The 26,942-nt window shown below is 73.4% G+C and carries 26 protein-coding genes; 11 read left to right on the top strand and 15 right to left on the bottom strand.

From position 1 onward, the window contains the following. Window positions 1-52: 52 nt before the first annotated feature. From AC3D3D_RS03925 to AC3D3D_RS03915, 3 genes are all read left to right on the top strand, one after another. Window positions 53-1,537, top strand: coding sequence for an NAD-dependent succinate-semialdehyde dehydrogenase (locus AC3D3D_RS03925; RefSeq protein ID WP_463660838.1), 1,485 nt, complete (start codon window positions 53-55; stop codon window positions 1,535-1,537). Window positions 1,538-1,609: 72 nt separating this feature from the next. Continuing rightward, the gene (locus AC3D3D_RS03920) at window positions 1,610-1,852 is read left to right on the top strand and encodes a type II toxin-antitoxin system VapB family antitoxin (RefSeq protein WP_463660839.1); all 243 of its coding nucleotides are present in this window, start codon (window positions 1,610-1,612) and stop codon (window positions 1,850-1,852) included. A 1-nt stretch (window position 1,853) separates the two neighbouring features. Then, complete coding sequence (locus AC3D3D_RS03915) at window positions 1,854-2,285, top strand: TA system VapC family ribonuclease toxin (RefSeq protein WP_463660840.1); 432 nt, start codon at window positions 1,854-1,856, stop codon at window positions 2,283-2,285. Window positions 2,286-2,376: 91 nt separating this feature from the next. Here the strand turns inward: AC3D3D_RS03915 and AC3D3D_RS03910 are convergent, their stop codons facing one another. The 7 genes from AC3D3D_RS03910 to AC3D3D_RS03880 all read right to left on the bottom strand — a co-directional run bounded on the left by AC3D3D_RS03910 (window position 2,377) and on the right by AC3D3D_RS03880 (window position 9,068). Further along, a complete protein-coding gene (locus AC3D3D_RS03910) occupies window positions 2,377-3,372 on the bottom strand; it encodes a LacI family DNA-binding transcriptional regulator (RefSeq protein ID WP_463660841.1) in 996 nt (331 codons plus the stop codon). Further along, window positions 3,369-4,520: an N-acetylglucosamine-6-phosphate deacetylase gene (locus tag AC3D3D_RS03905; RefSeq protein WP_463660842.1), complete on the bottom strand. Its 1,152-nt coding sequence runs from the start codon at window positions 4,518-4,520 to the stop codon at window positions 3,369-3,371. The genes AC3D3D_RS03910 and AC3D3D_RS03905 overlap by 4 nt, the downstream gene beginning before the upstream one ends. After that, window positions 4,507-5,250: a 6-phosphogluconolactonase gene (locus tag AC3D3D_RS03900; protein WP_463660843.1), complete on the bottom strand. Its 744-nt coding sequence runs from the start codon at window positions 5,248-5,250 to the stop codon at window positions 4,507-4,509. Before AC3D3D_RS03900 ends, AC3D3D_RS03905 begins: the two co-directional genes overlap by 14 nt. A 14-nt stretch (window positions 5,251-5,264) precedes the next feature. Further along, window positions 5,265-6,011, bottom strand: coding sequence for a sugar isomerase domain-containing protein (locus AC3D3D_RS03895; protein ID WP_463660844.1), 747 nt, complete (start codon window positions 6,009-6,011; stop codon window positions 5,265-5,267). 35 nt (window positions 6,012-6,046) lie between these two features. After that, on the bottom strand, window positions 6,047-7,336 hold the full coding sequence (locus AC3D3D_RS03890) for a TRAP transporter large permease (protein WP_463660845.1): 1,290 nt from the start codon (window positions 7,334-7,336) through the stop codon (window positions 6,047-6,049). Continuing rightward, entirely contained in the window at window positions 7,333-7,872 is a 540-nt protein-coding gene (locus AC3D3D_RS03885; RefSeq protein WP_463660846.1) for a TRAP transporter small permease, read from the bottom strand. The genes AC3D3D_RS03890 and AC3D3D_RS03885 overlap by 4 nt, the downstream gene beginning before the upstream one ends. Window positions 7,873-8,009: 137 nt before the next feature. Continuing rightward, on the bottom strand, window positions 8,010-9,068 hold the full coding sequence (locus AC3D3D_RS03880; protein WP_463660847.1) for a TRAP transporter substrate-binding protein: 1,059 nt from the start codon (window positions 9,066-9,068) through the stop codon (window positions 8,010-8,012). Between the two features lie 114 nt (window positions 9,069-9,182). On the opposite strand from AC3D3D_RS03880, the gene AC3D3D_RS03875 reads away from it, so the two are divergent. After that, window positions 9,183-10,010, top strand: a complete 828-nt coding sequence (locus AC3D3D_RS03875; protein WP_463660848.1) for a fructosamine kinase family protein — start codon at window positions 9,183-9,185, stop codon at window positions 10,008-10,010. A 10-nt stretch (window positions 10,011-10,020) separates the two neighbouring features. Here the strand turns inward: AC3D3D_RS03875 and AC3D3D_RS03870 are convergent, their stop codons facing one another. Together AC3D3D_RS03870 and AC3D3D_RS03865 are read right to left on the bottom strand one after the other, a co-directional pair. After that, the gene (locus AC3D3D_RS03870; protein ID WP_463660849.1) at window positions 10,021-10,428 is read right to left on the bottom strand and encodes a YccF domain-containing protein; all 408 of its coding nucleotides are present in this window, start codon (window positions 10,426-10,428) and stop codon (window positions 10,021-10,023) included. Between the two features lie 9 nt (window positions 10,429-10,437). Continuing rightward, a complete protein-coding gene (locus tag AC3D3D_RS03865) occupies window positions 10,438-14,022 on the bottom strand; it encodes a hydantoinase B/oxoprolinase family protein (RefSeq protein ID WP_463660850.1) in 3,585 nt (1,194 codons plus the stop codon). A gap of 115 nt (window positions 14,023-14,137) precedes the next feature. On the opposite strand from AC3D3D_RS03865, the gene AC3D3D_RS03860 reads away from it, so the two are divergent. Both AC3D3D_RS03860 and AC3D3D_RS03855 read left to right on the top strand, forming a co-directional pair. Beyond that, entirely contained in the window at window positions 14,138-14,839 is a 702-nt protein-coding gene (locus AC3D3D_RS03860) for a hypothetical protein (RefSeq protein ID WP_463660851.1), read from the top strand. A 224-nt stretch (window positions 14,840-15,063) separates the two neighbouring features. Beyond that, window positions 15,064-15,618 (top strand): hypothetical protein, encoded by a 555-nt coding sequence (locus AC3D3D_RS03855; RefSeq protein WP_463660852.1) that lies wholly within the window; start codon window positions 15,064-15,066, stop codon window positions 15,616-15,618. Between the two features lie 83 nt (window positions 15,619-15,701). On the opposite strand, the gene AC3D3D_RS03850 is transcribed toward AC3D3D_RS03855, so the two are convergent. Continuing rightward, the gene (locus AC3D3D_RS03850) at window positions 15,702-16,697 is read right to left on the bottom strand and encodes an ABC transporter substrate-binding protein (RefSeq protein WP_463660853.1); all 996 of its coding nucleotides are present in this window, start codon (window positions 16,695-16,697) and stop codon (window positions 15,702-15,704) included. Window positions 16,698-17,000: 303 nt separating this feature from the next. On the opposite strand from AC3D3D_RS03850, the gene AC3D3D_RS03845 reads away from it, so the two are divergent. Continuing rightward, on the top strand, window positions 17,001-18,578 hold the full coding sequence (locus tag AC3D3D_RS03845; protein ID WP_463660854.1) for a CoA-transferase: 1,578 nt from the start codon (window positions 17,001-17,003) through the stop codon (window positions 18,576-18,578). A gap of 47 nt (window positions 18,579-18,625) precedes the next feature. Further along, entirely contained in the window at window positions 18,626-19,696 is a 1,071-nt protein-coding gene (locus AC3D3D_RS03840) for a hotdog family protein (protein ID WP_463660855.1), read from the top strand. On the opposite strand, the gene AC3D3D_RS03835 is transcribed toward AC3D3D_RS03840, so the two are convergent. Further along, window positions 19,662-20,486, bottom strand: coding sequence for an IclR family transcriptional regulator (locus tag AC3D3D_RS03835; protein WP_463660856.1), 825 nt, complete (start codon window positions 20,484-20,486; stop codon window positions 19,662-19,664). The two genes, AC3D3D_RS03840 and AC3D3D_RS03835, sit on opposite strands and share 35 nt — an antisense overlap. An 89-nt stretch (window positions 20,487-20,575) precedes the next feature. Here AC3D3D_RS03835 and AC3D3D_RS03830 point away from each other — a divergent pair, with 89 nt between their 5' ends. Then, on the top strand, window positions 20,576-21,361 hold the full coding sequence (locus tag AC3D3D_RS03830; RefSeq protein ID WP_463660857.1) for an SDR family NAD(P)-dependent oxidoreductase: 786 nt from the start codon (window positions 20,576-20,578) through the stop codon (window positions 21,359-21,361). Window positions 21,362-21,411: 50 nt separating this feature from the next. On the opposite strand, the gene AC3D3D_RS03825 is transcribed toward AC3D3D_RS03830, so the two are convergent. Together AC3D3D_RS03825 and AC3D3D_RS03820 are read right to left on the bottom strand one after the other, a co-directional pair. After that, entirely contained in the window at window positions 21,412-22,182 is a 771-nt protein-coding gene (locus AC3D3D_RS03825) for a DUF998 domain-containing protein (protein ID WP_463660858.1), read from the bottom strand. Between the two features lie 92 nt (window positions 22,183-22,274). Then, on the bottom strand, window positions 22,275-22,712 hold the full coding sequence (locus tag AC3D3D_RS03820) for a nucleotide pyrophosphohydrolase (protein WP_463660859.1): 438 nt from the start codon (window positions 22,710-22,712) through the stop codon (window positions 22,275-22,277). A 73-nt stretch (window positions 22,713-22,785) separates the two neighbouring features. Between AC3D3D_RS03820 and AC3D3D_RS03815 the strand changes: the two genes are divergently transcribed. After that, on the top strand, window positions 22,786-23,430 hold the full coding sequence (locus tag AC3D3D_RS03815) for an HAD-IA family hydrolase (protein ID WP_463660860.1): 645 nt from the start codon (window positions 22,786-22,788) through the stop codon (window positions 23,428-23,430). 42 nt (window positions 23,431-23,472) lie between these two features. Here AC3D3D_RS03815 and AC3D3D_RS03810 read toward each other — a convergent pair whose 3' ends face one another. After that, window positions 23,473-24,516 (bottom strand): TetR/AcrR family transcriptional regulator, encoded by a 1,044-nt coding sequence (locus tag AC3D3D_RS03810; protein WP_463660861.1) that lies wholly within the window; start codon window positions 24,514-24,516, stop codon window positions 23,473-23,475. 49 nt (window positions 24,517-24,565) lie between these two features. Further along, entirely contained in the window at window positions 24,566-25,282 is a 717-nt protein-coding gene (locus AC3D3D_RS03805) for a purine-nucleoside phosphorylase (protein WP_463660862.1), read from the bottom strand. 225 nt (window positions 25,283-25,507) lie between these two features. Here AC3D3D_RS03805 and AC3D3D_RS03800 point away from each other — a divergent pair, with 225 nt between their 5' ends. Continuing rightward, a complete protein-coding gene (locus tag AC3D3D_RS03800) occupies window positions 25,508-26,854 on the top strand; it encodes a phosphodiester glycosidase family protein (protein ID WP_463660863.1) in 1,347 nt (448 codons plus the stop codon). The last annotated feature ends 88 nt before the right edge of the window (window positions 26,855-26,942 follow it).

Genomic DNA, 26,942 nt, shown 5'->3' with positions numbered 1-26,942 from the left:
CACAGTGGGACCGGACCTGTGGCCAGGTGCCGGACCAGACAAGGAGACGACGATGACTCAGCAGACCAGCGGCGTGACGGTGACCGACCTCGTCGGAGCGATCGAGCCGCACGCGGGGGTGTGGATCGACGGCACGGGCGGACCCGGCGACGCCGGCGCCACCTTCGCCGTCCACGACCCCGCCACCACCGAGGTGATCACCGAGATCGCCGACGGTAACGAGGCCGACGCGCGCCGCGCCGTCGACGCCGCTGCGGCTGCGCTGCCGGCCTGGGCGGCGACCGCCCCGCGAGAGCGGGCCGAGATCCTCCGCCGCGCCTTCGACCTGGCGATGTCCCGCCAGGAGGAGCTCGCCGCGCTCATCGCCGCCGAGAACGGCAAGGCCATGACCGACGCCCGAGGGGAGGTCGCCTACGCCGCGGACTTCTTCCGCTGGTACGGCGAGGAGTGCGTGCGCGCCGGCGGCGAGTACACGATCGCCCCCGCGGGCGGGGTGCGCTCGGTGGTCACGCACCGCCCGATCGGAGTCGCCGCCCTGGTCACGCCCTGGAACTTCCCGGCCGCGATGGCCACCCGCAAGATCGCCCCGGCCCTCGGCGCCGGCTGCACGGTCGTGCTCAAGCCGGCCTCGGAGACCCCGCTCACGGCGCTCGCCCTCGCCCGGATCCTCACCGAGGCGGGCGTGCCCGACGGCGTCGTCAACGTCGTGCCGACGTCCTCGGCCTCCCGGGTGGTCACCGCCTGGCTCGAGGACGAGCGCGTCGCCAAGATCTCCTTCACCGGGTCCACGCAGATCGGCAAGGTGCTCCTGCGCCAGGCCGCCGACCGGGTGGTGTCGACGTCCATGGAGCTCGGTGGCAACGCGCCGCTCGTCGTCGCTGCGGACGCCGACCTCGACAAGGCCGTGGCCGGGGCGATGCTGGCCAAGCTCCGCAACGGGGGCCAGGCCTGCACCGCGGCGAACCGTCTGTACGTGCACGCCGACGTCGTCGAGGAGTTCACCGAGCGGCTGGGGGAGAAGGTCGCCGCGCTCCGCGTCGGACCTGCCGCCGACCCGGACACCCAGATCGGGCCCCTCATCAGCGAGAAGGCACTGACCGGGGTCCGCGAGCTCGTCGACGCCGCCGTCGCGGCCGGCGCCCGGGTCACCCACCGCGCGGGGGTCCCCGACCTTCCGGGCTGGTTCTACCCGCCGACCGTGCTGCGCGACGTGCCCGCCGACTCCCCGCTCGTGCACACCGAGATCTTCGGGCCCGTCGCGCCGATCGTCACCTGGCACGACGACGAGGAGATGATCGCGGCGGTCAACGGCACCGAGTACGGGCTCTCCAGCTACGTCTTCTCCGGGGACCTCGGCTGGGCGATGCGCGTGGCCGAGCGGTTCGAGGCCGGCATGGTCGGCATCAACCGGGGACTCGTCTCCGACCCGGCCGCGCCGTTCGGCGGCGTCAAGGAGTCCGGCCTGGGGCGCGAGGGCGGCCACGAGGGGATCCGCGAGTACCAGGAGGTCCAGTACCTCAGCATCGACTGGGGGTGAGCGGGCGGGCCGGCCGGCGCATGCGGCACTCGTGATGATGTGATGCGGACAGCGTGGTGATATGATGCGCACATGCGCACGACGGTGAACATCGACGACGAGCTGCTCGCCGCGGCCAAGCTCCGGGCTGCCCGCACCCACCGGACGATCGGTTCCGTGCTCGAGGAGGCGCTCCGCCGCCTCCTCCACGATCCCGAGCCGACCGATGTCTCGGTGACGCTCCCGGACTTCGGGTACGGAGGTGGGCTGCAGCCGGGCGTCGACCTCTACGACCGTGACGGCATGGCACGGATCCTCGGCGAGACGAGCCGCTGAGGTGCTTTTCCTGGACGTCAACGTGCTCGTCGGGGCCCAGCGCAACGACGAGTCGATGTCGAGCCGGCCGATGCGGGAATGGTTGGACGGCGCCCTCGCCGGCCATGAGGCGATCGGTGTCTGCGAGCTGGCGCTGAGCGCGATGGTACGGATCGTCACCCACCCCAAGGTCTTCGAGCAGCCCTCGGCACCGGGCGAGGCCCTCGAGTTCTCCCGCGTGCTGCTCGACGCGCCACGGGTCGCGATCGTCCGGCCCGCCGCCAGGCACTGGACGATCTTCGCCGACCTGGTGCGCGAGCACCGGCTGCGAGGGAACGACGTGCCTGATGCCTACTACGCCGCGATCGCGCTCGAGCAGGGGGCGACGGTGGTGACCGCCGATCGGGGATTCCAGCGTTTCGGTGTCCGAACGCTTGACCCGACATCCCGGTGATCTCCTCGCCCGGGTGGCGGTCGGGTGGTGACCGGGTGGCGGCCGGGTGGTGGTGCGGCGTCTTGAGGATCGAGCGCGGCGGCCCGACCCCCTAGGTCGTCTCACCCTTGCGGTACGTGCCGCTGATCAGCACCTGCCGCGCGCTCGAGTCGTGGTCCGAGGACAGCAGCAGGTCCACCGCCGTCCGCGCGGCCGTACGGGTGTCGAGGTGCACGGTGGACAGGGCCGGCTGGGTGCTGATGGGCAGCGCGTCGTCGCAGCCGAGCACGCGGTAGTCCGCCGGGGCGGCCAGGCCCCGCGCACTCATCCCGTCCAGCACCGCATGGGCGACGATGTCGTCGAACGCGACGACGAGCTCGCCGGGGACGACCGGCATCGTGTCGACCAGCGCGCGCGCCCGGTCGTAGGTGGGTTCGCTGATCGACAGGCGGCGGTAGGGGAGCGAGTGACGCTCCGCCTCCGTGCGGGCGCTGGTCTCCCGCTCGGTGTTGGGCCACCAGCTCTCCTCGCTGCCGATGTAGGCCACCCCGGTGATGCCCTGCTCCGCCGCCTCCTCGACCACGTCGGCGATGGCCTGGGCCGCCGAGACGAGGACGCTCGGTAGTCCGTTCGCCCGGGCGTTGATGAGGACGGTCGGCACCTGGTCCGCCACCGCCCGGACCTGCACCTTCGACATCCTGGGCGACGCGAGCACGAGCCCGGCGACGTCGCGGCTGACGACGGTGGCGAGCTGCTTCTCCCGCGCCACGCTGTGCTCGCTGCTGAGGATGTAGAGCGAGTAGCCCTGCTCCTCGGCCGCCAGCTGGGCGGCGTGCACCAGGGGTGGGAAGAACGGGTTGGACAGGTCGGGGACGATGAGCCCGAGCGCCGAGGGCCGCCCCGTGCTGAGCGCCTTGGCGCTCCGGTTGTGGCGGAACCCGAGCCGGTCGGCCGTCGCCCGCACCCGGGCCACCGTGTCCTCACGGAGCAGGTGCGGGTGGTTGAAGGCCCGGGACGCGGTGGACGTGGAGACCTCCGCCGCCCGGGCGACGTCCGCGATCGTCACCGGGACCGGCCGGGGCGCGCGTGGGCTCGGCGCGCGGTTCACCCCACGCTCCGGGTCGGTGCGGGGCGGAGCACGTCCGTCGGTCGCAGCGACTCGTCCCACGAGACGACGTCGGCGGGTGCCCCGGGGACGAGCATGCCCACGTCACGGGTGCCGCTCAGCTCGCCCAGCAGCCGACCGGGCACGCGGGTGGCCATCGTCAACGCCTCCGTCACGGACAGCCGGGTGCGCGTGCCCGCGTGCCGGACGCAGTCCGCCAGCGACACGGCGGATCCGGCGAGCAGCCGATCGTCGTGCGCGAGCGACAGCCGTCCGTCGGCCGACAGCACGACCTCACCACCCACGGGCGTCGTGTACCGCCCGGGTGGCGACCCGGCCAGCGCCACCGAGTCCGAGACGAGGAAGCAGTGGTCGACTCCCTTGGCGCGGACGATGCTCTCGAGCACCGTCGCCGGCAGGTGGTGGCCGTCCGCGATGAGACCGGCCGCCAGCGTCGGGTCCGCGATCTGCTCCCACAGCAGGTTGGGGTGGCGGGGGAGCTCGGCGCGCACCCCGTTGCCCAGGTGCGTCGACATCGAGGCGCCCGCGGCGGACGCTGCCGCGACCTGGTGCGCCTCGGCGTGCGTGTGCCCGACCGCGACGGCCACGCCGAGCCGCCGCAGCGCGGCGATACGTGCGGGGGCGTCCTGCTCGTGCGGGGACAGGGTGAGGTAGCCGATGGGGAAGATCTCGTGCCACCGCCGGACCGCGTCGACGTCGATCCCGCGCACGTGCGAGCGGTCGTGGGCTCCGCGCGGACCGTCCTCCGCGGAGATGAACGGGCCCTCGAGGTGGGCGCACCGCACCGACCCCGCCACCACGGGGTCGGACCGGACGGCCGCCGCGATCGTGCGCAGCGCGTGGACGATGCGCTCGTCGCTCTGCGTGACGATGGTCGGCACCCAGTGGCTCGTCCCGTGGGTGGCCAGGTCGCGTGCCATCCGGGAGACGTCGTCGACGGTGAGGTCGGCGTCGTTGACGTCCGTGCCGGCGAAGCCGTTGACCTGGAGGTCGACGAGCCCCGTGCTCAGCCACGGCAGGTCGCGCGCGCCGTCGAGCAGGTCGACCGAGTCGATGACGCAGCCCCGGACCGAGACCCGCACCGCCCGACCGCTGACGGCGTCGATCCCCTCGCGGCTAGCGGTCGACACGGCTCAGCGCCTCCGGGTCGGCGAGCAGAGTGACGTCGGGGTGGGACTGCAGGGCGGTCGCCGGCACCTCGCTCGTCACCCCCTCCTCGAGCATCGCCCGGGTCGCTGCGGCCTTCGCCGTGCCCAGGACCGAGCACACGACGGTACGCGAGGCGAGCAGCCTCGGCACGGTGAGGGTGAGCGCGTGCGTGGGCACGTCGTCGAGCGAGGGGAACAGCCCCTCGTCGACCTGCTGGGTCCGGGAGGCCGCGGCGAGCTCGACGAGCCGCACGGGCCGCGGGTCGTCGAGATCCGTGCCGGGGTCGTTGAAGGCGAGGTGCCCGTTGATCCCGACGCCGCACAGCACGAGGTCGAAGTCCTCCGGGGGCAGCGCGGCGGCGTACGCGGCCAGGATCTCGTCGGGGTCCCCCGACGCCGGGATCCGCTCGAAGGTCGCGGCGTGGCCGGTCGGGAGCCGGTCGAGGAAGTTGGCCTCGAGCCACCGGCCGAAGGACTGCGGCGCCGCCGGCCCCAGGCCGACGTACTCGTCCATGTGGAAGTAGCGCACGGGGCGGTCGTGCCCGTCGAGCTGCGTCAGTGCCGTGAGGACGGGCAGCTGGCTGGGTGCCGCGGCCAGCAGGACCCGCGCCTCGCGCCCGTCGTCGTGCGCGCGGGCGATCGCTCGGCGCGCGATCTCGGCACCCGCGGCACCCAGCGAGGCGTGGGTGGGACGTTCGACGATGGTGATCATGGTGCTCCCGATGCTCACAGGTGACGGATCCGGCCGGTGAAACGGTCGACGAGCCTGGCGTTGGCCTCGTCGCCGCCGGGCGCGTTCCCGCTGGTCCACACGGCGGGTCGACCGCCCTCGGCGAGCACCCGCTCGATGGTGAGCATCTGGATCGCGTTCATGAGGAAGGCGTTGGCGAAGGTCGACACCGCGCCGGCGTTGGGGACGTCGCCGTCGAAGGCGACCACGGCGTCACCGACCGGGACGAGCGAGTCGAGGAAGAGGTCGGCGAGGTCGTGGAGGTTCTGCTTCGACGGGTGCCGCGCAGGGTGGTCGGGGCCGATGGTCTCCGCGTGCTCCCGCGAGCTGACCCCGACGACGGTCGCGCCGAGCTCCTTGGCCCGCATCGTCGAGTCGATGACGGCGGAGTTCATCCCGTAGGAGTTGACGATGAGGATGAGATCGCCCTCCCCGAGCCCCGAGTGGTCGATGACGACCCGGCCGTACCCCGGGGTGCGTTCCATCGCCATCGACCGGCGGGCACCGCCGGTGAGCATCGTCCCCTCGTCGAGGATCGCCGCGATGTTCATCAGGCCGCCGGCGCGGAAGAAGGCCTCCTGGGTGGCGAGGTTGGCGTGCCCGCCGGGCCCGTAGACGTAGATGAGGCGATCCTCCGTCACGCGCCGGGCGGTCTCGTCGACGACGAGCGGCAGGACGGTCTCGTTCGCCTCGACGATGCGTCCCAGCATCGTCGAGATGTACTCGTGGTAGCCGTGCAGCACGGGATTCCTTTCGTCGGTGGGCCGTGGCCCACGGGTCAGAACAGCAGGCCGGGAAGGGCGGTGGTCAGTGCCGGGACGAAGGCCGTGAGGACGACGACCAGCAGGTAGACGGCGATGAAGGGGGCGGCCTCCTTCACCAGCGGCACGAACGAGACCCGCGCCAGCTTGGTCGTGACGAACAGCAGCGCGCCGACCGGCGGGGTGATGAGGCCGACCATGAGGTTGACGACGATCATCGCCGAGTAGTGGATCGGGTCGATCCCCAGCGCGGTCGCCGTCGGCAGGAGCACCGGGACGAAGATGAGGATCGCGGGGATGGCGTCCATGAGCATCCCCAGCACCAGGAAGAACAGCAGCGTGACCAGGAGGAAGGCGAAGGAGCCCATCCCCGCGTCCGCCACGAGCTCGTCGATCCGGCTGCCGAGGCGTGTGAGGGCGACGATGTAGGTGAATCCGCCGACGGCCGCGAAGATCATCATGATCGTCGACGAGAACAGTGCGGTCTCCTTGAAGACCCGCAGCAGCGAGCCGAGATCGAGGCTCCGGTAGAGCAGGCCGAGCACCAGGACGTAGGCCGAGGACACGATCGCGATCTCGGTGACGGTCGCGAACCCGCCGATGACGCCCGCCAGGATGAGGACGGGGGTGAGCAGCGCCGGGAGGGCGCGGATCGTCACCTTCGCCAGGCCGTCCTGGCGGTAGGGGTTGACCGCCTCGGTGCCGGGGATGCGGTCGGTCCCGCGGCTGCGCAGGACGACGACGCCCATGAGCCCGACGATGAGCAGGATGCCCGGACCGATCCCGGCGATGAAGAGCTGACCGACCGACAGTGACGTCACCAGCGCGACGAACACCATCGGCACGCTGGGCGGTATGACCGGACCGAGCACCGCGGACGATGCCACGACGGCCGCGGAGAACTCCTGCCGGTAGCCCGACCGCCTCATCATCGGGAGCATCGACGAGCCGATCATCGAGGCGGCCGCCGGCGCCGATCCGCTCACCGAGGAGGCGAAGGCGCTGGCACCGATCACCGTGTGCGCGAGCCCGCCCTTGATGCCGCCGATGAAGTACATGAGGAAGCCGACGATCCGCTCGGTCAGGCCGGCGGTCGACATGAGCGAGCCCATGAGGACGAAGAACGGGATCGCGAGCAGCTCGTAGGAGTCGATGCCGGCCGCCATCTGGGTGGGCAGCGCCGTCGCCGAGCCGAGGTCGCCGACGACGAGGGTGGCGAGGACGGCGACGAGCATCGCCAGGAAGATGGGTGCGCCCAGGGCCATGAGCGCGAACATGACGAAGAACAGGACGGCGATCTCGGTCATGAGTCCGCACCGCCCTCGACGGCGACCGACGGGCCGAGCTCCGGTGCCCGGACGGACATGAGCAGCCCGAACACGACCATGAACAGGCCGAGGAACGGGATCGCCAGGAAGGCGAACCCGGTGGGGATGCCGAGCTGGATGTACCCGATGTTCATCCGCTCCAGCGCGACGACCGTGCCGGAGACCAGCAGGACCACGCCGATCCCCACCTCGGCGAGCCTGGTAAGGATGCCGCACACGGTGCGCAGCCCGGCCGGTGCGCGTTCGACGACGAAGTCGACGACGAGGTGCTCCCGCAGCCCGACGGCTGCGGCCGCGCCGATCATGATCACCCAGGCGATGAGCAGCCGGCTGAGGTCGTTGACCCAGATCCAGCCGCCCATGAACGGGCGCGCGCCGATCTGCACGATGTTGACGAGGAAGAGGACGAGCAGCAGGGCGCCGGAGATCGCGGCGAGGACGTGTGCGGTGCGTCGGACGAGCCGTTCTCGACGCGTGGGCACGGTGGTCCGTGGTGGTGGTGCCTGGGGGTCCATGCTCTCCTGCTCCTCGAACGTGGTCTGCAAGCGCTTGCATGAGCGGGCCCGACGGCCGGACCGGTGTGCGGGGCCGTCGCGGGTGGTGGGGCGATGCTCCGGGCGCCCGTGCCGGCACGGGCGCCCGGAGCGGGGGCTCAGGCGGCGTCGGCGTGCTCCTCGGCGAGCTCGAGCACCATGTCGAGGCTCCCCTCGGGCCACAGGTCGCCGTCGAACTGGTCGAACTCGCCCTCGAGCTCGTCGCGGAAGGCCTCGACGTCGACGTCGACGACGGTCATGTTCTCCTCGATGGTCCCCATCGCGGTCTCGATCTCCTCGCGCGTGGCCTCGGTGACGTCCTCGCCGGCCTGCTCCATCTCCTCGGAGAGGATCGTCCGGTGCTCCTCGCACATGCCCTGCCAGAGGTCGTCGTTGACGTACCACGCGCGCACGTCGCGGATGTAGTCGGTGGGCATGTAGTAGTCCTGCACCTCGTAGATGCTGTTGTTGACGACGGCGACGGAGCCCGTCTCCTGGGCGTCCACGACTCCCTGGCGGAGCGAGAAGTACAGGTCCGACAGCGCGATCACCTGGGGCTGGGCGCCGAGGGCGACGGCGAAGGCCTGCGGGATCGGGGCGTCCGCGATCCGGATGCGCAGACCCTCCATGTCGTCGGGCGTCTCGATCGGCCGGTTCGCGGTCAGCGCGCGCGGCTCGTTGTCCCCGGACGCCTCGACGACGCGCACCCCGGTGGCCTCGGCCGCCTGGTCGAACTCCTCGGCGAACTCGTCCGAGTCGAGCACGGCCTGGAACTGCTCGTAGCTGTCCCAGATGAACGGCACGGTCAGCGCGGTGAAGACCTCGGCGCCGGCGAGGGTGGAGTAGGTGGAGATGGTCTCGTAGTAGGCGCTGATCTCGCCGTTGGCGACGCCGGCGTAGGCGTCGTTCATGTCGCCGAGCTGGCTGTCGGGGTAGATCTGGACGTCCACGTCGCCGTCCGTGCGCTCGGAGACCCGCTCGGACAGCGCCTCGGCCGCCAGGGTGCCCGGGTCGTTCGCGGTGCGGATCATCGCGACGCGGAGCGTCACGGGCTCGCACTCGCCGCCCCCGTCCGCGTCCGTCCCGCCCCCACCGTCCTCCGATCCCGTGAGGAATCCGCATCCGGCGAGGGCGAGCGCGCCCCCGGTGGCCACCGTCAGTGCTCGAAGTCGTCGCATGGTCCCAAACCTCCTTGTCGGGTGCGCGCACTGTCGCATGCAAGCGCTTGCACGTCAACGGTCCCGGCGCGGCCGCCCGATGCGCCCACGTCCGACCGCCTGCACCATGGGGTGATGGCCACGCATCGCAAGACGGACCACCCGCGCACGCTCGCCTTCGAGACGGCGGGCCTGCGCTGGCTCGCGGCCGCCCAGGCCGACGGCGGCGCCCCCGTCGTCGACATCCTCGACGAGGGCCAGGGGTGGGTCGACCTCGAGCGGCTCGAGCACGGCCGCGCCAGCGCCGAGGCGGCCGCGGGGTTCGGCCGCGCGCTCGCCCGGACCCACGCCGCCGGCGCCCCCTCGCTCGGCTGCGCCCCGCCCGGGTGGTCGGGCGACGTCCCGCGCAGCTCGGGCACGATGCCGCTGCACGGTCACGACGACCCGCCCGTCCACGCCTCCTGGGGCGCGTTCTACGCCGAGTACCAGGTGCGGCCCTACATCCCTCGGGCGCTCGCCGACGGCTCGATCGACGACGCCGGCGCCCGCGTCCTCGAGCGACTCGTCGACCGCCTCGCCGACGGCCGCCTCGACCACGACCAGCCCGCGCTCGTCGGGGACGGGGCGGCCCGCCTGCACGGGGACCTGTGGTCCGGCAACGTCGTGTGGGCGCGCGGCACGGACGGCGCCGACGGCGCAGGCACGGCGGACGGCGTCGTCGGGGTCCTCATCGACCCCGCCGCGCACGGCGGCCACGCCGAGACCGACCTCGCCGCGCTCGACCTGTTCGGCTGTCCGCACCTGGAGGAGATCGTCGCCGGGTACCAGGAGGTCTCACCCCTGGCGCGCGGCTGGCGCGAGCGGGTCGGCCTGCACCAGGTGGTGCTGCTCGTCATGCACGCCGTCATCTTCGGCGGCTCCTACGGGCCGGAGACCGTGGCCGTCGCGCGCCGGTACCTTTGACGTCGGCGCCTCAGTACCTCCGGGCGAAGGGGTCGTCGGCGCGGCCGCGCACGGGCACCACGTGCTGCCCGAACGGCACGAAGGCGATCGGCACCATCTTCCAGCAGGCGATGCCCAGCGGGATGCCGATGATCGTCAGGCACAGGAGGAACCCCGCCACCAGGTGGGCGATCGCCAGCTCCCAGCCGAGGACGAGGATCCAGATGAGGTTGCCCATCATCGCGAGCACGCCGGCGTCGCGGCGGAACTCGGTGCGTCGACCGAAGGGCCAGACGACGTAGCCGGCGATGCGGAACGAGGCGATCCCGAAGGGGATCGTGATGATGAGGACGCAGGCGATGATGCCCGCGATCACGTAGAGGAGGGCGAGCCACCAGCCGGCGAGCACGAACCAGAGGATGTTGCCGATCGTCCGCATGCCACCACGCTAGACGCCGGACCGGGCGCGGTCGGCCTCCCCGTACCCGCCGCCACCGGGGGTCTCGACCACGAGGACGTCGCCGGGGCCGACCTCGACCGAGTCGACCCCGGCCAGCTCGACGACCTCGCCGCCGGCCCGTTCCACCCGGTTGTACCCGGTCGTCCCCGGCGCGCCGCCGGCCATCCCGTAGGGCGCCACCCGCCGGTTGCCGGTCAGCAGGCTCACCGTCATCGGCTCGAGGAAGCGCAGCCGGCGCACGCCGCCGTCCCCGCCGCGCCACCGGCCCGCCCCGCCGCTGCCGCGGCGCACGGCGTAGGACTCCAGCAGCACCGGGAGGCGCCACTCGAGGACCTCGGGGTCGGTGAGCCGCGAGTTCGTCATGTGGGTCTGGACCACGTCGGTGCCGTCGAAGCCCTCCCCGGCGCCGGACCCCGAGGCGAGGGTCTCGTAGTACTGGAACCGGTCGTTGCCGAAGGTCACGTTGTTCATCGTCCCCGCGCCCTCGGCCATCACCCCCAGGGCCGCGTACAGGGCACCGGTGATCGCCTGGGAGGTCTCCACGTTCCCGCCGACGACCGCGCCGGGGTGCTCGGGCGCCAGCATCGACGGCTCGGGCACGACGATCCGCAGCGGCCGCAGGCAGCCGTCGTTGAGCGGGATCTCGGCCTCGACCAGGGTGCGGAAGACGTAGAGCACGGCCGCCGTCGTCACCGACGCCGGCGCGTTGAGGTTCGTGCCCAGCTGGGCCGAGGTCCCGGTGAGGTCGATCGTGGCCTCCCGCGCCGCCCGGTCCACCTCCACGCGGACGGCGATGCGCGCCCCGGAGTCGGTCTCGTAGACGTGGCTGCCGCCCTCGATCCGGTCGACGACCGCCCGCACCGACTCCTCGGCCGCGGCCTGGACGTGGCGCATGTAGGCCTGCACGACGTCGAGCCCGTACCTGCTGACCATCGCCCCCACCTCGGCGACGCCCTTGGCGTTGGCCGCCACCTGGGCGCGCAGGTCCGCGAGGTTGGTCGCCGGGTCCCGCGAGGGGTAGGGGCCCGAGGTGAGCAGCTCCTCGGTGGCCGCCTCGCGGAAGCCTCCGTCGTCGACGAGCAGCCAGTCGTCGAAGAGGATCCCCTCCTGGTCCACGCCGGTGGAGAAGGCGGGCATCGAGCCGGGCGTGAGCCCGCCGATCTCGGCGTGGTGCCCGCGCGAGGCGACGAGGAAGACCAGCTCGGTGCCGGCGTCGTCGAACACGGGGGTGACCACGGTGACGTCGGGCAGGTGCGTGCCCCCGTGGTAGGGGTCGTTGACGGCGACGACCTGTCCGGGCGCGAGGTCCGGGCGCCGCCGCAGCACCTCCTGGACGGTCGCCCCCATCGACCCCAGGTGCACGGGGATGTGGGGCGCGTTGGCGACCAGGTGCCCGTCCGGGTCGAACAGCGCGCAGGAGAAGTCGAGGCGTTCCTTGATGTTGACCGACTGCGCCGTGGCCTCGAGCCGGGCGCCCATCTGCTCGGCCACCGACATGAACAGGTGCGCGAACACCTCGACCTGGACGGGGTCGGCCGCCGTCGTCGCCGAGGGGCGATCGCGCGGCGCGGCCCGGTCCAGCCGCAGGGCGCCGTCGGGCAGCACCCGGGCGGCCCAGCCCGGCTCGACCAGCGTCGTCCCGTCGTCCTCGGTCAGCAGCATCGGCCCGTCCACCCGCTCACCGCCGGCGAGCCCCGCCCGACGGCGCAGCGGCACCTGCCGGGTCCGGCCGCCCACGTGGACGCTCACCTCGGTGGGCTCGCCGGCCGGCTCGGGCTCGACGGCGACGCGCGGCCGCGGCGAGCGGGCCACCACCTCCACCGAGACGGCCTCGACGACCAGCGGCCGGTCCATGAGGAAGGAGTAGGTGCGCCGGTGCTCGGCCTCGAAGGCTGCGCGCATGGCCGCGGCGTCGGCGAGCTCGACCTGGACGGCGGTGTCGGTGCGCTCGTAGCGCAGGTGCGCGCGGGCGCGGACCTCGACCGGAGCGTCGGCCGCGGCGACCGCGACCTCCTCGCGCGCCTCGTCGGCCAGCTCGCCCGCGAGGTCGGCCAGCGCACCGGCCTCCTCGAGGGGCGCCTCGACGGAGCGCTCCCGGATCGCGGTGACGTCCGCCAGGCCCATGCCCAGCGCGGAGAGCACCCCGGCCATCGGTGGGACGAGGACGGTGGAGATGCCCAGGGCGTCGGCCACCGCGCAGGCGTGCTGTCCGCCGGCCCCGCCGAAGGTGACCAGGGCGTGGTCGGTGACGTCGTGACCGCGGGCGACGGTGACCTTCTTGATCGCCCCGGCCATGCGGTGCACGGCCACCTCGAGGAAGCCCTCGGCGACCTGCTCGGGCGTGCGCTCGTCACCGGTCTCGACCCGCAGCCGCTCGGCGAGCGCGGCGAAGCGGTCGCGGACCGTGCCGACGTCGAGGGGCTGGTCGCCGCCCTCACCGAAGACGTGGGGGAAGTGCGCGGGCTGGATGCGGCCGAGCATGACGTTGGCGTCGGTGACGGTGAGCGGGCCGCCCCGCCGGTAGCAGGCCGGCCCCGGGTCGGCCCCGGCCGAGTCGGGCCCGACGACGTAGCGCCCGCCCTCGACGTGCAGCACCGAGCCACCGCCGGCGGCGACGGTGTGGATGGCGAGCATGGGGGCGCGCAGCCGCACCCCGGCGACCTCGGTGTGGAAGACCCGCTCGAGCTCGCCGGCGTGGTGCGAGACGTCCGTCGAGGTCCCGCCCATGTCGAAGCCGACGACCCGCTCCAGGTCGGCCCCGGCGGCCATCTCGCTCATCGCCACGATGCCGCCGGCCGGACCGGAGAGGATGGCGTCCTTGCCCCGGAACCGCGAGGCCTCGGTGAGCCCGCCGCTGGACTGCATGAACAGCAGCCGCACCCCCGGCAGCTCGGCGTCGACCTGGTCGACGTACCGGGCCAGCACGGGGGAGAGGTAGGCGTCGACGACGGTGGTCTGGCCCCGGGGCACCACCTTCATCAGCGGGCTGACCTCGCTGGACAGGGACACCTGGGCAAAGCCGATCCGCCGGGCGAGGTCCCCGACGGCGCGCTCGTGGGCCGGATGGAGGTGGCTGTGCAGGCACAGCACCGCGACGGCGTCGATGCCGTCGGCCCGGGCGCGGCGCAGCTCGGGCTCGAGCGCGGCCAGGTCCGGGGCGGTGAGGACCTCGCCGTCGGCGGTGATGCGCTCGTCGACCTCGATGACCCGCTCGTGCAGCATCTCGGCCAGGACGATGTGTCGGTCGAAGATGCGCGGCCGCTCCTGGTAGCCGATCCGCAGGGCGTCGGCGAAGCCGCGGGTGACGACCAGGGCGGTCGGTTCGCCGGTGCGCTCGAGCAGGGCGTTGGTCGCCACCGTGGTGCCCATGCGTACGACGTCGATCGACCCGGCGGGCACCGGCTCCCCAGGAGCCAGCCCCAGCACCTGGCGGATGCCGGCGACGGCGGCGTCCCGGTAGCGGCCCGGGTCCTGGGAGAGCAGCTTGTGGCTCGTCAGCGTCCCGTCGGGGCGGCGTGCCACGACGTCGGTGAAGGTGCCGCCGCGGTCGATCCAGAACTGCCAGCCCGTCATGCCGCGAGCCTATGCCGGGTCGGTGCCCCGCCCGACCCGGCTCCGCGGACCGGCCGGGCACCTACCCTGGGACGGCGCCCGTGCGACCGCGTGGGGCCCGAGCAGGAGAGGTGACATGTCGAGGACGACGAGGTACGGGGCGCTGGCGCTCGGGGCGGCCGGACTGCTCGTCGCGGCCGGGTGCGGGGCGGGCGCCGATGAGGTGCCCGTCACCGACGCCGACGGTCTCGCGAACCACGCGTGCGCGCTCGCGATCGAGGCGAGCGCCACACCGGTCGAGCAGTGGGACGGGTTCATCGGCGAGGAGACGCAGGCGGAGGTGCTCATGATCTCCGGCGCCACCGGCATGCTCGGCGCCACCACCCAGGCTCCGCTCCAGGGCCACGAGGAGCTGATGGAGCCCGCCACCACCGTGCTCGAGGGGATCATGCGGCTCGACACCGAGGCGATGGCCGAGGGGCTCGACGCACTGGTCGCCGGCTGCGAGGAGCGCGGGCTCCCGGAGGCCGAGATCGACGTCTCCGAGGAGGCCCGCCTCGCCACCGCCTGTGCACTGGTGACGGAGGTCGGGGCCGACGGCCGGCCGTCCGAGGAGTGGCTGATGGTCGGGTCGGAGGTGGGGGACGAGGACGCCCTCCGCATGGCGCAGCTGGCCGGGTTCTCCGGCCTCATGGGTGGGATGCACGGCCACGAGGTACCGGGGCACGAGGAGCTGTCGCAGGCGGCCGCCGATGCGTTGCAGGGGATGACGAGGCTCGACACCGAGAGGCTCGACGAGTCCGTCGTCGCGGGGGACGCCTACTGCCAGGAGCTCTGAGCCCGGCGCCGGACACGCGGACGTCGCGAGCGGCCCGCCCAGGCCGCCTGCGACGCCGCCTGAGACCCGAGCGGGGCGGGCGGCCCCGGCCGCCGACGTGATGACAATCTCTTCATCTGCCTGTCCTCGGCCTCCCACCGCGGCGCAGGAGGCTGATGCCATCACGACGGAGGACCGCAGGGTCGCTCCGCAGGACCGGCCCAGCGGCCAGGAGAGGACACGCGATGAGCAAGAAGATCTGGATCACCACCGGCACGCTCGCCGTCGCCGCGATCGTCGGCGGCAGCACGGTCGCCCTCGCCGACGGTGAGTCGGCCACGGCGGGCAGCGAGACCTCGGGCCGCTCGGACTCCGGCCGCGAGCTGCGCGTGCTCTCGGCCCCCTCGGCCCCGTCGGTGCCCTCCGCGCAGGCCGCCGGACCGTCCACCCCGCTGAGCGAGACCCTCTCGGTCTCGGCGAGCTCCCCGCGCACGGCGCCCTCGGCTCCCACGCAGGCCTCCCCGGTCAGCGCCCCGACGCCGGTCTCCGCGCCGAGCCCGGTCTCCCCGGTCTCCCCGGTCTCCGCGCCGACCCCGGTCTCGGCCCCGAGCCCCGCGCCCGCGGCCCCTGCTCCGGCGCCCGCCCCCGCACCCGCACCTGCTCCGGCACCCGCGCCCGCCCCTGCTCCGGCGCCTGCCCCCGCGCCCGCCCCGGCTCCGCAGCACTCGGCCGACTCCGGCTGGTCGGCGGACTCCGGTGTCTCGGCGGCCTCGGGCTGGTCGGCGGACTCCGCCGACTGACCGACCGCGCGTCGAACCGCCGGACGGGGCGGCAGCCGGGTCAGACCCGGCTGCCGCCCCGTCCGGCGTCCATGGGCCGTGCGTCAGTCGTCTGCCAGCTCGAGCATGGCGTCGACGTCGACCTCGCTCTGCAGGAGGCCACGCTCGTCGGCCAGCCCGACGTAGATCTCCAGCGACTCACGGGAGACCCCCGCGCCCCAGGCGGGGAGGCGGACCCGGTCGGTGAGGTCGCCGGGCAGGTCGAGGTAGGTGTCCATGACACGACGGACCTCGTCGGGGTTCTCCTGGGCGTACTCGTTGGCCTCGTTCACCGCGGCCTGGAAGCTCTCCACGACCTCCGGGTTCTCCGCCGCGAGGGACTCCGACGAGAAGTAGGTGGAGACCTCGAAGTCCTCGGCCAGGGACATGAGGAGCGGATAGACGACGTGTGCCCCCGCATCCTCGGCGAGCGTGACGAAGGGCTCGACGATCCATGCGGCGTCGACGTCACCGCTCGAGAGCGCCGCTGGCATCGAGTCGAACGGCATCTCGACGAACTCGATCGTGTCCGGGTCCCCGCCCGCCTCGCGGACGGTGTGGATGATCGCGCCGTCCCCGCTCGAGTTGAGGGTGTTGACGGCGACGGTCGCCCCCTCGAGGTCGTCGGCGGAGTCGATCGCCGGATCGCCCGACATCACCGTGAACGGGTCGGTCTCGGGGTCGCCCGTGGTGCGCACCCCGGATGCGATCACGCTCAGCGGCAGGCCGGTGGAGGAGGCGATCGCGGTCGACATCGAGTTGCCGAAGCCGACCTCGAACTCGCCCGACACGACGCTCGGGACGATGGCGGCGCCGCCCTGCCCGGACTGGGGCGTGACCTCCAGACCGTGCTCCTCGAAGATGCCCTGCTCGACGCCGAGGTACAGGGGGGCGACGTCGATGATCGGGATGACCCCCACGTTGAGCTCGGTCAGTCCGTCACCGTCGCTGTCGGCGGACGCGTCCCCGCCGCTCGAGCAGGCGCTCAGCGCAAGGACAGCCGCCACCGCGGTGCCGAGAGGTACGGACCTGCGGAGCTGCCGTGTGCTGGGACGTCTCATCGATTTCTCCTTCGCTGGTGCGGGTCCGTCGTCGGGCCCTCCCGTGCGTCTCGGTGCCGAGACCGCGTGCCGGCCAGGCCCGGCGGCATCGGCGCCACCGGTGCCCGGCCACCTCCGGAACTATCCGTCGACGTCGTCGCCCGGGCCCATGAGTTTCTGCCACGCAGAGAACGTTGGCGGGAGCGAGCCGCGTGCGCCGAGCATCGCCGTGGCTGCGACCGCCGGCACGGAGCTCGTCCGGGCCGGCCCGGGCAGGGGCACCGAGGCCCACCGGCATCGCCACGGAGACGAAGGAGAACCCGCATGACGCATCAGGTGATCGACGAGATGGTTGCCGAGATATTCGACGGCGCGACCGTGGGGATCCTCGGTGCGGGAGGCGGCATCCTCGAGCCGACCGCGCTCATCGATGCCCTGGCCCGCAGGTTCGAGGAGACCGGCTCGCCGCGCGACCTGACGATCGTGCACACGTCCGGGCTCGGCGACGGCGCGTCGCCCCGCGGGCTCGGTCCGCTCGCCAAGGACGGACTCGTGCGGCGGTTCGTGGGCGGCCACTTCGGCCTGTCGTCCGAGCTGAAGACGATGATCGCCGAGGAGCGGGTCGAGGCGTACAACCTTCCGCAGGGCGTGCTCAGCCAGCTCTACCGCGAGGAGGCCGCGGGCCGGCCGGGCCTGGTCACCGACATCGGTCTCGGCTCCTTGGTGGACCCCCGGGTCAAGGGAGGAGCGCTCAACTCCCGGTCGACGGAGACGTTCGTCAGCGTCATCGAGATCGACGGCCGTGAGTACCTCTTCTACCGGTCGATCCCCATCGACTTCGCCTTCCTCCGCGGGAGCTTCGCGGACGCGCGCGGCAACGTGTCGTTGCACGACGAGCCGTACGTCATGGACAGTCTCGAGCTGGCGTCGGCGGCCCACCGCGAGCGGGACACGGCGGACGGCAGGCGGCGCGGGCGCGTGTTCGTCCAGGTCAAGCGCGACGTGGAGCAGATCCCGGCGCGCGACGTCCAGCTGCCGGGGATCCTCGTCGACGCGGTGACCCTGGTCCCGGAGCAGATGCAGAGCTACGTGGGCGAGACGAACGACTACTTCTCCGGCCGTCGACGCTCGGCCGAGCGCGTCGCCACCCTGCCGTTCGGCCAGCGACGGGTGATCGCGGCGCGCGCGGCCGCCGAGCTCGGTCCGGGCGAGGTCTTCAACATGGGTGTCGGCATCCCCGACGGCGTCGCCACGATCCTGCGCGAACGGGGTGACCAGGAGGTCAACGCCACCGTCGAGCACGGCGTCATCGGCGGGACGACGGCGACCGGAGCCATCTTCGGAGCGAGCGTCAACCACGACGCCGTCGTCCCCATGCCCAACCTCATCGACCTCTACCAGGGCGGCCTGCTGGACGCGGCGTTCCTCGGGTTCGCGCAGGTCGACCAGCACGGCAACGTCAACGTGTCGCGCTACGGGACCACGGTGACGGGCACCGGCGGATTCATCGACATCGCCCAGAACACCCGCAAGCTCGTCTTCTGCGGCACCTTCACCGCCGGCGGTCTCAAGGTCGACTACGAGGACGGGTTCCGCGTCCGCACGGAGGGACGGGTGAAGAAGTTCGTCCCCGAGGTCGAGGAGATCTGCTTCGACGGTCGCCGCGCCGTCGAGCGCGGGCAGGAGGTCCTCTACGTCACGGAACGGGCGGTCTTCCGCCTGACGCCCGAGGGACTGGCGCTCGTCGAGGTCGCTCCGGGCGTGGACGTCGAACGGGACATCCTCGACCACCTCGACTTCGACGTCGTGGTCGGGCAGGTCGACCAGATGCCGGGTGAGGTGTTCGAGCGCCCGCTCGACGAGACCCCCGACGAGGCCCTCGAGCCGGCCGGTGCCCGATGACCGGGCCGGCGACCACCAGCGACCCCACCACGAAGGAGACGATCGACGTGACCTCGACCAGCGCGCCCTGGCGCGACATCAGCGACCCGCGTCGCGCGAGCGAGGTGGACGACCTCGAGGCGGAGCTCGGCCTCCTGACCGCCGACGTGGCCGAGGAGCGGCTCGAGGTCGGCCCGGTCCAGGTCGTCATCGACAGGCACCGGCTCGGCCGCCACCTGTTCACCCAGCGGCTGATCCACCAGGAGGGCGCGACCTGGGTCGTCGACGGGGTGGAGCACGTCTCGCCCGCCATCCTCAGCAACGACCTGCTCCAGCTGTACAACGTCGTCCTCTCGCCGTCGAAGGTGCGGGGGCTGCACGCGCACGAGGAGATCTGGTCGGCGTCGGCCGTGCGGGTGGGCGAGGTCATCACCCTGTCCGGCCGCTACGTCGAGGCGTACGAGCGCCGCGGGCAGGTGCACGTGGTCTTCGAGTCCGAGGCGCGCGGCGAGGACGGCCGGCTCGTCATGCGTCGGCGGGGCGCGGAGATGCTGGCCGAGAACCCCGGAGGTGTGGCCGGTCGAGGCGGGAGCGCGTCCGGCCCCTCGACGCCGCGCGCGGTCGCGGACGAGCCGGTGACCGGCGAGGTCGCGGCGGACGCGCCCGAGGTGCGCGCCGGTGACCCGGCGAGCCTCGTGGTCGGGGCGAGCCTCGCGGAGGTGGAGATGGACGTGACCTTCGAGGAGGCGGCCGTCTACTCGCGGGTCGGGGAGTACGTGAAGAACGTCCACAACTCGCTCGACGAGGCCCGCGGGCAGGGCCTGCGGGTGCCGGTGGTCCAGGGCGAGCAGCAGGTCACCTTCCTCTTCGACCGGCTCGCGCGCGAGATCGGCGACCCGTGGATCGCCGGCGGACACCTGAGGGTGAAGTTCCTGCGCCCGACCGAGGTCTTCGAGACGGTGGCGATCGGGGGGACGGTGGTCGGCCGTGCCCCGGAGGACGACGGGGAGCGGGTCACCCTCCACCTGTGGATCCGTCGCGCCGACGGCGGCCTCAACACGGTGGCGTGGGCGGACGTCCTTCTGCCGGCGGGCGGGACGTCCGTCACCGGTCGGACGGCGGGCGCCAGGGAGAGGTGACCCAGGCAGGGAGGTGCCGGGCGACGTCGTCGGAGATGGCGTCCCGCGTGTCCGCCAGGACGCCGATGGTCTCCCGCGCGGTGAGCTCGGCGGCCCGGACCACCGGCACCGAGAGGCCGAACGCGGCGACGGCCACGCGCTCCGGGGAGAGCACGGGCATCGACAGGGAGGCGACCTTCTTCTCGGTGTCGGCCTCGTTGGTGCCGTACCCGCGCCGGCGCACGGTGTCGAGCTCGAGGACGAGGTTCTCGAACTGGGCCGCGGTCATCGTGGCCCCGCCCCGGGGGCCCGGCGTGAGGTACATGTGCTCGAGCGTGCTCCGGTGGAGCTGGGAGAGCAGCACCTTCCCGCCGGACGCCCTGGCGGCGGGGAAGACGAGTCCGCGACGATCGCCGACATGATGGGCGGACCCGGCGACGATCGAGTCGATCGTCCGCACGTCCGTGCCGACCCTGACGAAGAGGTTCGACGTGTGCCCGACGCGTGCGGTGAGCTGCTCGAGGTGCGGCCGGGCGACCTCCTTGAGATCGCGCAGCAGATCGCCGCGCACCGGGGCCGCACCGAGCGACGGTCCCGCGGCGTAGCGGCCGTAGGCACCCTCCTGGACCGCGAAGCCCCGGTAGACGAGCATCTTGAGCAGACGGTGCGCGGTGGACGTGGCGACCCCCAGGTGCTGCGCGGCCTCGACGAGCCTGAGCGGGCCCTCGTCGCGCAGGAGGTGCAGCAACTGCAGCGCGTTGTCGACGGACCCGATCGCGTACGGCGGCCGCTCCCAGTCGAAGGTCTGCACGCCAGGAGCGTGCCACGAAGATGTCCCCCGGACACGGGTGGACCGGAGCCGGAGACGGCTGCGGGAACGAACGACGGAGGAGGAACGAGATGGATGCACGGGTGGCAGTCGTCACCGGAGGGGCCGGCGGGATCGGTTCGCGGGTGAGCGCCCTGCTGGCCGAGCGTGGGTTCCGGGTGCTCGTGGTGGACCGGAGCGAGAGCGCCGCGCGGGAGACCGCGGCCGGGATCGCCCACGCCGGGGAACCGCACGAAGGGCTCGGAGCCGATCTGACGGTCGAGGCCGACGTCGCGCAGGTCGTCGAGACCGCGACGTCGCTCGGGACCGTGACCACGCTGGTCAACGCCGCCGGGATCTCGCCGAAGACGGACGGCCGGCAGAGCCGGCTGGCCGACATCGACGCGGCGGCGTGGGACGAGGTGATGGCGGTCAACCTGCGGGCGCCGTTCCTCACCTCCCGTGCGCTGGCCCCCGTCATGCCGAGCGACGGCACCGCCACGATCGTCAACATCCACTCGGTGGGCGGTGTCCTCGGGGCGTCCGGCGGGCCGGAGGCGACCTTCGGACCGTTCTACGCCATCGGGGCCCACTACGCGGCCTCGAAGGCCGGGCTGCAGAACCTGACGATGAGCCTCGCGCGCGAGCTCGCCGCGAGCCGCATCCGGGTCAACGGTGTCGCGCCGGGACTCGTCGAGACGGAGATGACGGCCGTGATGCCCGAGGACGACAAGGAGCGCGCGACCCGGCAGGTGCCGCTCGGACGGTTCGCGGACCCCGCGGAGATCGCCGAGGCCGTCGCCTTCCTCACCAGTCCCGCATCGAGCTACATGACCGGGTCCTCGCTCAACCTGTCGGGAGGGTGGAGCATGCCCTAGCGGCGAACGGCTGAGCGTCGGCCGAAGCTACGGCCCGGGCGGCACCCGGCTCAGGCCCAGGTGCCGCCCCGGCCGGCGTCCACCGGCCGACCCGCGCCGGCCGGCTGCCGACCCGCCCCGCCCGTCGGCGCGGCCGCGGGGGAGGGGGCCGAGCCCGGCCCCCGTCGGTTCGCCCGCAGCAGCGTCACGCCCAGGATCGCGGCCCACAGCGGCAGCGGCCAGAGCGTGAGCCGCTCGGGGATCGACCAGTTGAGGTCCATCGCGACCAGCGTCACGGTGACCAGGGCGGAGATCAGGCAGAAGAGCCCGACGACGACGCCCGCCACCCCGACGCCCCGCAGCGGTCCCCGGCTGCGCGCGAGCAGCACCGCCAGCAGCGTGGTCGCGGCCGGGGCGAAGAAGAAGATCGGCACCGAGACCAGCGAGTGCAGGTCGATGTCCGTGTCGATCGGCACGAGCGACGTCCCGATGGCGCTCAGCCCCGCGGCCACGAACAGCGCGCGCGTCAGTGCGCGCAGCCTGCTCGGCTCCAGCGCCGTGCTCACCAGCCACGCGCCAGTGGCGAGCAGGATCCCGAAGGCGGCGAAGGCGCCGTTCATCAGCGGGTGCCACGGCGAGCAGACCTCCACCCAGGCCCACCGGTAGGGGATCCACGCGCAGGTCGACGCGCCCAGGTCGGAGATCGTGTGGGTGAGGAAGGAGAAGGGCGCCTCCACCTGCGAGGCGACGACGATCTCGACCAGCCAGTACAGCGGCAGGATCGACCACACCGCGGCGCCGACGACGGCGGGGCGGGGGAACGCGCGGGTGGTGCCGGGCACCGGACCTCCTTCGGGCGGACCGGTCCAGACGGCCGGCGGGGAAGGACGGCGACTGCCGTCCCGAGACAGGTTCGCCGCCCGCGGCGCGGCGGTCAACCGGCGTCGGGGGAAGTTCGACCCGCCGGGTCCGCCGGGTCCGTCGGGTCGGTCGGCCGGTCCTTCGCCGGCCCGCCTCGCCGTTCGTAGGCGGTGTACTTGGCGTTCGAGCCGCGCACGAGCTCGGCCGGGTACTTCTCGGCGTTGGCCACCATCTTCGCCGCCCACGCCTCGCCCAGGTCGATGCCCAGGCTGTCGGCGGTCTGGACGAGGTAGGACAGGACGTCGGCGAGCTCGTCCCCGAGCGCCCGTGCGCCGTCGGGGCTGGCGGCGTGGGCGCGCAGCTCGTCGTCCGTGCGCCACTGGGCGATCTCGGTCAGCTCACCGACCTCGCCGACCAGGGCGAGCAGCAGGTTGCGGGGCGTGTGGAAGCGTCCCCACTCGCGCTCGTCGGCGAAGGTGCGCAGCTCGGCCCGGATGTGCTCGAGGTCCATGGGTCCGTTCTACCGTCACCCGGTGCCCCGGCCTGTCACCGTCCGGACACCCGGGCGTGCTTCGATGAGGGTCGTGACCGAGACAGCAGCCCCCGCAGTGACCGACCTCGCCGTGCTCTTCGACGTCGGTGGGACCCTGGCCTCCGACGGGCCGGTCGTGCCCATCGTCGCTCGCCTGCTCGGCCTGCCCACCTCCGGGGAGCCGGCCGAGCGGCTCGCGGCCGCGGTGATGGAGCACCGCGCCGAGTACGACCGCACGGGCGACGACGCCGCCTACTGGCAGCGCGTGTCCGACGCGGCCGGCGGCCCCACCCTCACCGCCGAGACCGTGGCCCAGCTCGTCGCGGCCGACGTCCAGCGGTGGGCGCGCCTGGCCCCGCCGGTGCTCCACCTGCTCCGCGAGCTGCGTGAGGCGGGCGTGCGCATGGGGGTGCTGTCCAACGCGCCGGTCTCCCTGGCACAGACCTTCGACGAGCAGGCGTGGTCGGAGTCCTTCGCCGTCCAGCGCTTCTCCTGCTACACGCACCTGAGCAAGCCCGAGGCCGAGGCCTTCGAGGACGCCGCACGGCACCTGGGGAGGTCCGCCGACAAGGTCGTCTTCTTCGACGACCGCGAGGTCAACGTCGAGGCCGCGGCCGCCGTCGGGCTGGACGCCCACCTGTGGCAGGGCGCGGACCGGGCCCGCGAGGTCCTCGTCGCCCGCGGCCTGCTCGACTGACGGGCCCAGGGCCGGGCCCGGCTCGATCGACGGGCCCGGGGCTCAGCGGTCCTGGCCGTGGGCCCGACGGGCGAGGTGCTCGCGGATGCCGCGCAGGTGGCGGTCGACCATGCGCTCGATCCGGTCGTGCAGCTCGGCGTCGCTCGGTGGCGAGGCGGGGTGCGCGACGAACTCCAGGTACAGGGCCGTGCCCTCCACCGAGGCGATGAGGTCGGTGGCGTCCTGCTCGGTGGGCTGGTGGGCGCCCTCGGCGTTGCGCAGGAGCGCAGCGGAGAGCTCGCGGATGGAGGCCCCGACCGTCTCCTCCCAGATCGTGGCGAAGATCTCGGGGTAGACCCGCGCCTCGATGTTGAGCCGGTAGATCGCCGGGCCGTGCACGCCGCCGTACTGGGCGATGCGCCGGTGCGCGGCGTGGACGAGCATGTCCCGCACGCTGGTGGGTGCCTCGCCCTCCGGCGTGACGACCGAGAGGTCGATGTGCTGGAGCGCGTCGATGAGCAGGGCCTGCTTGTCGGTCCACCGCAGGTAGATGGAGGACTTGCCCAGACCGGCCTCGGCGGCCACCGCGTCCAGGGAGAGCCCGGCCCAGCCGCGCTGCCCGAACAGGTCGAGCACCGCCCCGAAGGCCTTCTGCTCGGCGTCGGCGTTGCGCGGCCGGCCCGGCCCGCGCCGCGCGGCCGCCGCGGTGGCCCGCCGGTCGGGTCGCCGGCGCGCCGTCGCCCGGGCGCCCGGCCCGTCCGTCCCGTACCCGCCCGGCGGGGGCAGCCGGTCCCCGGCGGCGAGCCAGGGCTCGAAGGGGCGTCCCGAGATCGTGGGCCGGCGTCGCGAGGGCCGGTTGTCCTCCGGGTAGGGGTCGGTGACGACGTCGTCGTCGCCCTCGAGGTCCGCCCCCCGCGGACGGCCCGACGACGTCGATCGGGGTGCCCGCGCGGCCGGCTCCGCCCTCTCGGACGGGCTGGGCCACCTCGGTGGCAGCGCCGCCGGGATGGCCTCGTCGATGTCCTCCGCAGCCGTGGCCGGTTCCGGCTCGGTGGTGCGCGCCCAGGGCAGGGGGCGTCCCGTCCGGGAGGTCGACTGGTGGTCCATGGGGGGTCCTTCATCTGCGGGGCGCCCCGGCCGTGGGACGCCCCTGGGCTCAGGAGTGGGCGGCGGCCAGGGCGAGGGAGAGGGCGAGGGTGAACCGGGTCTCGCGGTCCTCGGGCGACATGTCCCCGGAGTGGTCGAGCAGGTGGTCGGAGACGGTGAGCACGGCGAGCGCCTCACGCCCGTACTGCGCGGCCACGCCGTACAGGCCCGCGGCCTCCATCTCCACGGCCAGCGTCCCGTACGAGGCGAGCGTGGCGTTGAGCTCGGCGGAGTTCCCGTAGAAGTGGTCGCGCGAGACGATCGGCGCGACGTGCACGGGGGTCTCGCCGGCCAGCTCACGGGAGGCGGCCACGGCGGCGGCGACGAGGTCGTAGCTCGCGACCGCCGAGAAGTGCAGGCCCGGCAGCCGCTCGACGTTGATGGCGGAGTCGGTGTGCGCGCCCAGCGCGATGACGACGTCGCCGACCCGCACCTGCGGGGCGAGCCCGCCGGCGGTGCCGACGCGGACGATGCGCTGCACGCCGAAGTGGTCGAACAGCTCGTTGGCGTACAGCACGGTCGAGGCCATGCCCATGCCGGAGGCCATGACCGTCAGCGGCCGACCGTCCACCTCGCCGGTGAAGACCTTGTTCGCCCGGACGTCGGAGACGATCTCGGCGTCGGGCATGAGCAGCTCGGCGATGCGGGCGGCGCGGCGGGGGTCGCCGGGCAGCAGGACGGCGGGGGCGATGTCGCCGGGCTCGGCAGCGATGTGGGGCGTGGCCATGGGGGCGATCCTTCGTCGGGCGTGACGCCGCGGGTGACGGCGTGGTGTGGATCATTCCACGAACCGGACGCCGTGTGGTGCGTCGGACCACCCGGATCCGGACGGTCGCGGTGCGGTCCGTCCGCGCGGGGTCGCGTGCCGTTGGCCGGGTCGATGCTCCGCGGTCACCTGCCCCACCTACCGTCGCCGCCGTCCGAGCACCACCGCGACCAGGGGGACCCGCAGATGACCGGAACGAACGCAGCACCGACCACCCGACCGACCAGCCTCGTGCGCCGCTGGTCGGCCGCGACGGCGACGCTGGCCCTGGGCGCCACGGCGGTGACCACCGCCCTCGCGGGGCCCGTGGCCGCCGAGGACGCACCGGCCGCGCCGGACGAGGACCGGCCCGCCCAGGCGGTGGCCGCCGGCGACCTCGAGGTCGAGCAGACCGCCGAGCGGGACCTGGCCGACGGCGTCGTGCACACCACCTACCGGGTGACCTCCGAGGAGGGGGCCTCCACCGCCAACCTCCTCGCCGTCGACCTGCGCACCGCCGAGACCGACCTGCTGGCCGGCCCGAGCATCACCACCCCGCACCGGGTCGACGACCTCGCCTCCGACGCCGGGGCGCTGGCCGCCGTCAACGGCGACTTCTTCAACAACACCGTCGACGCCGGGCACGGCGACATCGAGGCGACCTTCGCCGCCGTCGGGGTCGAGATCCGCGACGGCGAGATCCGCCAGTCCGCGGTGCCCGCCCGCCAGCGCCACGGCGAGTCGATGCCGCCCGCCTGGAACGACGGCGACGAGGTCGTCGGCGTGACCATGGACGGGCGCGGCGTCGTCACCGACGTCACGCTGGACGGCTTCTTCACCGCCCGCGGCGTCGGGCGCGTGGACATCGACGGCCTCAACCGCTACGCCATGGCGCGCGACGAGATCACCGTCTACGACGAGCGGTGGGGCGACGGCCGGGGGCCGGCCACGCGCGAGCGGGTCGTCTGCGGCGACGAGACGTCCCGCGGTGCGCCGTGCTCGCAGGACGTCGTCGAGGTCCTCGTCGAGGACGGCCGTGTCGCCGGGATCTTCACCGAGGCGGGCGGCGCCGGCGTGCTCGAGGAGGGCCAGGAGGTCCTCGTCGGCCGCGAGGAGGGCGCCGAGCAGCTGCGCGCCGTCGAGGTCGGGGACCGGCTCAACACCCACCTGCGCACCCGCTCCGAGGCGCCGGGCAGGCTCGACTGGGCCATCGGCGGCGGCGTGATCGTGCGCGACGGCGAGGTCGCCGACATCGGCGACAACCCGCTCAACCCGCGCACCACGGCGGGCGTGAGCGCCGACGGGCACACGATGTACCTGCTCGTCGTCGACGGGCGCAACCCCGACAGCGTCGGTATCTCGACGGTGGACATCGCCACGCTCACCGCCGGGCTCGGCGCCGAGGACGCGGTCCTGCTCGACGGCGGCGGTTCCTCGACGATGGTGGGCCGCACCAGCCTGGGCGAGGGCTTCGAGCTGCTCAGCCGCAGCCGCGTCGAGGGCATCGAGGTGCTCCGCGAGGTGCCCAACGGCATCGGGGTCTTCGCGGGCTGACCCGACCACGACGACGGCGGCGGGCACCCTCAGGTGCCCGCCGCCGTCGTCGTGGGTGCGGCCGGGGTACCGGCCGCCGACCGGGTGT

Source organism: Georgenia sp. X1117 (genome assembly GCF_057784635.1).
This window is presented reverse-complemented; position numbering and strand designations above follow the sequence as displayed.

Coding starts and splice junctions, on each gene's coding strand:
- AC3D3D_RS03925 (WP_463660838.1), top strand. CDS start 53: ATGACTCAGCAGACCAGCGGCGTGACGGTGACCGACCTCGTCGGAGCG.
- AC3D3D_RS03920 (WP_463660839.1), top strand. CDS start 1,610: ATGCGCACGACGGTGAACATCGACGACGAGCTGCTCGCCGCGGCCAAG.
- AC3D3D_RS03900 (WP_463660843.1), bottom strand. CDS start 5,250: ATGATCACCATCGTCGAACGTCCCACCCACGCCTCGCTGGGTGCCGCG.
- AC3D3D_RS03890 (WP_463660845.1), bottom strand. CDS start 7,336: ATGACCGAGATCGCCGTCCTGTTCTTCGTCATGTTCGCGCTCATGGCC.
- AC3D3D_RS03885 (WP_463660846.1), bottom strand. CDS start 7,872: ATGGACCCCCAGGCACCACCACCACGGACCACCGTGCCCACGCGTCGA.
- AC3D3D_RS03880 (WP_463660847.1), bottom strand. CDS start 9,068: ATGCGACGACTTCGAGCACTGACGGTGGCCACCGGGGGCGCGCTCGCC.
- AC3D3D_RS03875 (WP_463660848.1), top strand. CDS start 9,183: ATGGCCACGCATCGCAAGACGGACCACCCGCGCACGCTCGCCTTCGAG.
- AC3D3D_RS03870 (WP_463660849.1), bottom strand. CDS start 10,428: ATGCGGACGATCGGCAACATCCTCTGGTTCGTGCTCGCCGGCTGGTGG.
- AC3D3D_RS03865 (WP_463660850.1), bottom strand. CDS start 14,022: ATGACGGGCTGGCAGTTCTGGATCGACCGCGGCGGCACCTTCACCGAC.
- AC3D3D_RS03860 (WP_463660851.1), top strand. CDS start 14,138: ATGTCGAGGACGACGAGGTACGGGGCGCTGGCGCTCGGGGCGGCCGGA.
- AC3D3D_RS03855 (WP_463660852.1), top strand. CDS start 15,064: ATGAGCAAGAAGATCTGGATCACCACCGGCACGCTCGCCGTCGCCGCG.
- AC3D3D_RS03850 (WP_463660853.1), bottom strand. CDS start 16,697: ATGAGACGTCCCAGCACACGGCAGCTCCGCAGGTCCGTACCTCTCGGC.
- AC3D3D_RS03845 (WP_463660854.1), top strand. CDS start 17,001: ATGACGCATCAGGTGATCGACGAGATGGTTGCCGAGATATTCGACGGC.
- AC3D3D_RS03830 (WP_463660857.1), top strand. CDS start 20,576: ATGGATGCACGGGTGGCAGTCGTCACCGGAGGGGCCGGCGGGATCGGT.
- AC3D3D_RS03820 (WP_463660859.1), bottom strand. CDS start 22,712: ATGGACCTCGAGCACATCCGGGCCGAGCTGCGCACCTTCGCCGACGAG.
- AC3D3D_RS03810 (WP_463660861.1), bottom strand. CDS start 24,516: ATGGACCACCAGTCGACCTCCCGGACGGGACGCCCCCTGCCCTGGGCG.
- AC3D3D_RS03805 (WP_463660862.1), bottom strand. CDS start 25,282: ATGGCCACGCCCCACATCGCTGCCGAGCCCGGCGACATCGCCCCCGCC.
- AC3D3D_RS03800 (WP_463660863.1), top strand. CDS start 25,508: ATGACCGGAACGAACGCAGCACCGACCACCCGACCGACCAGCCTCGTG.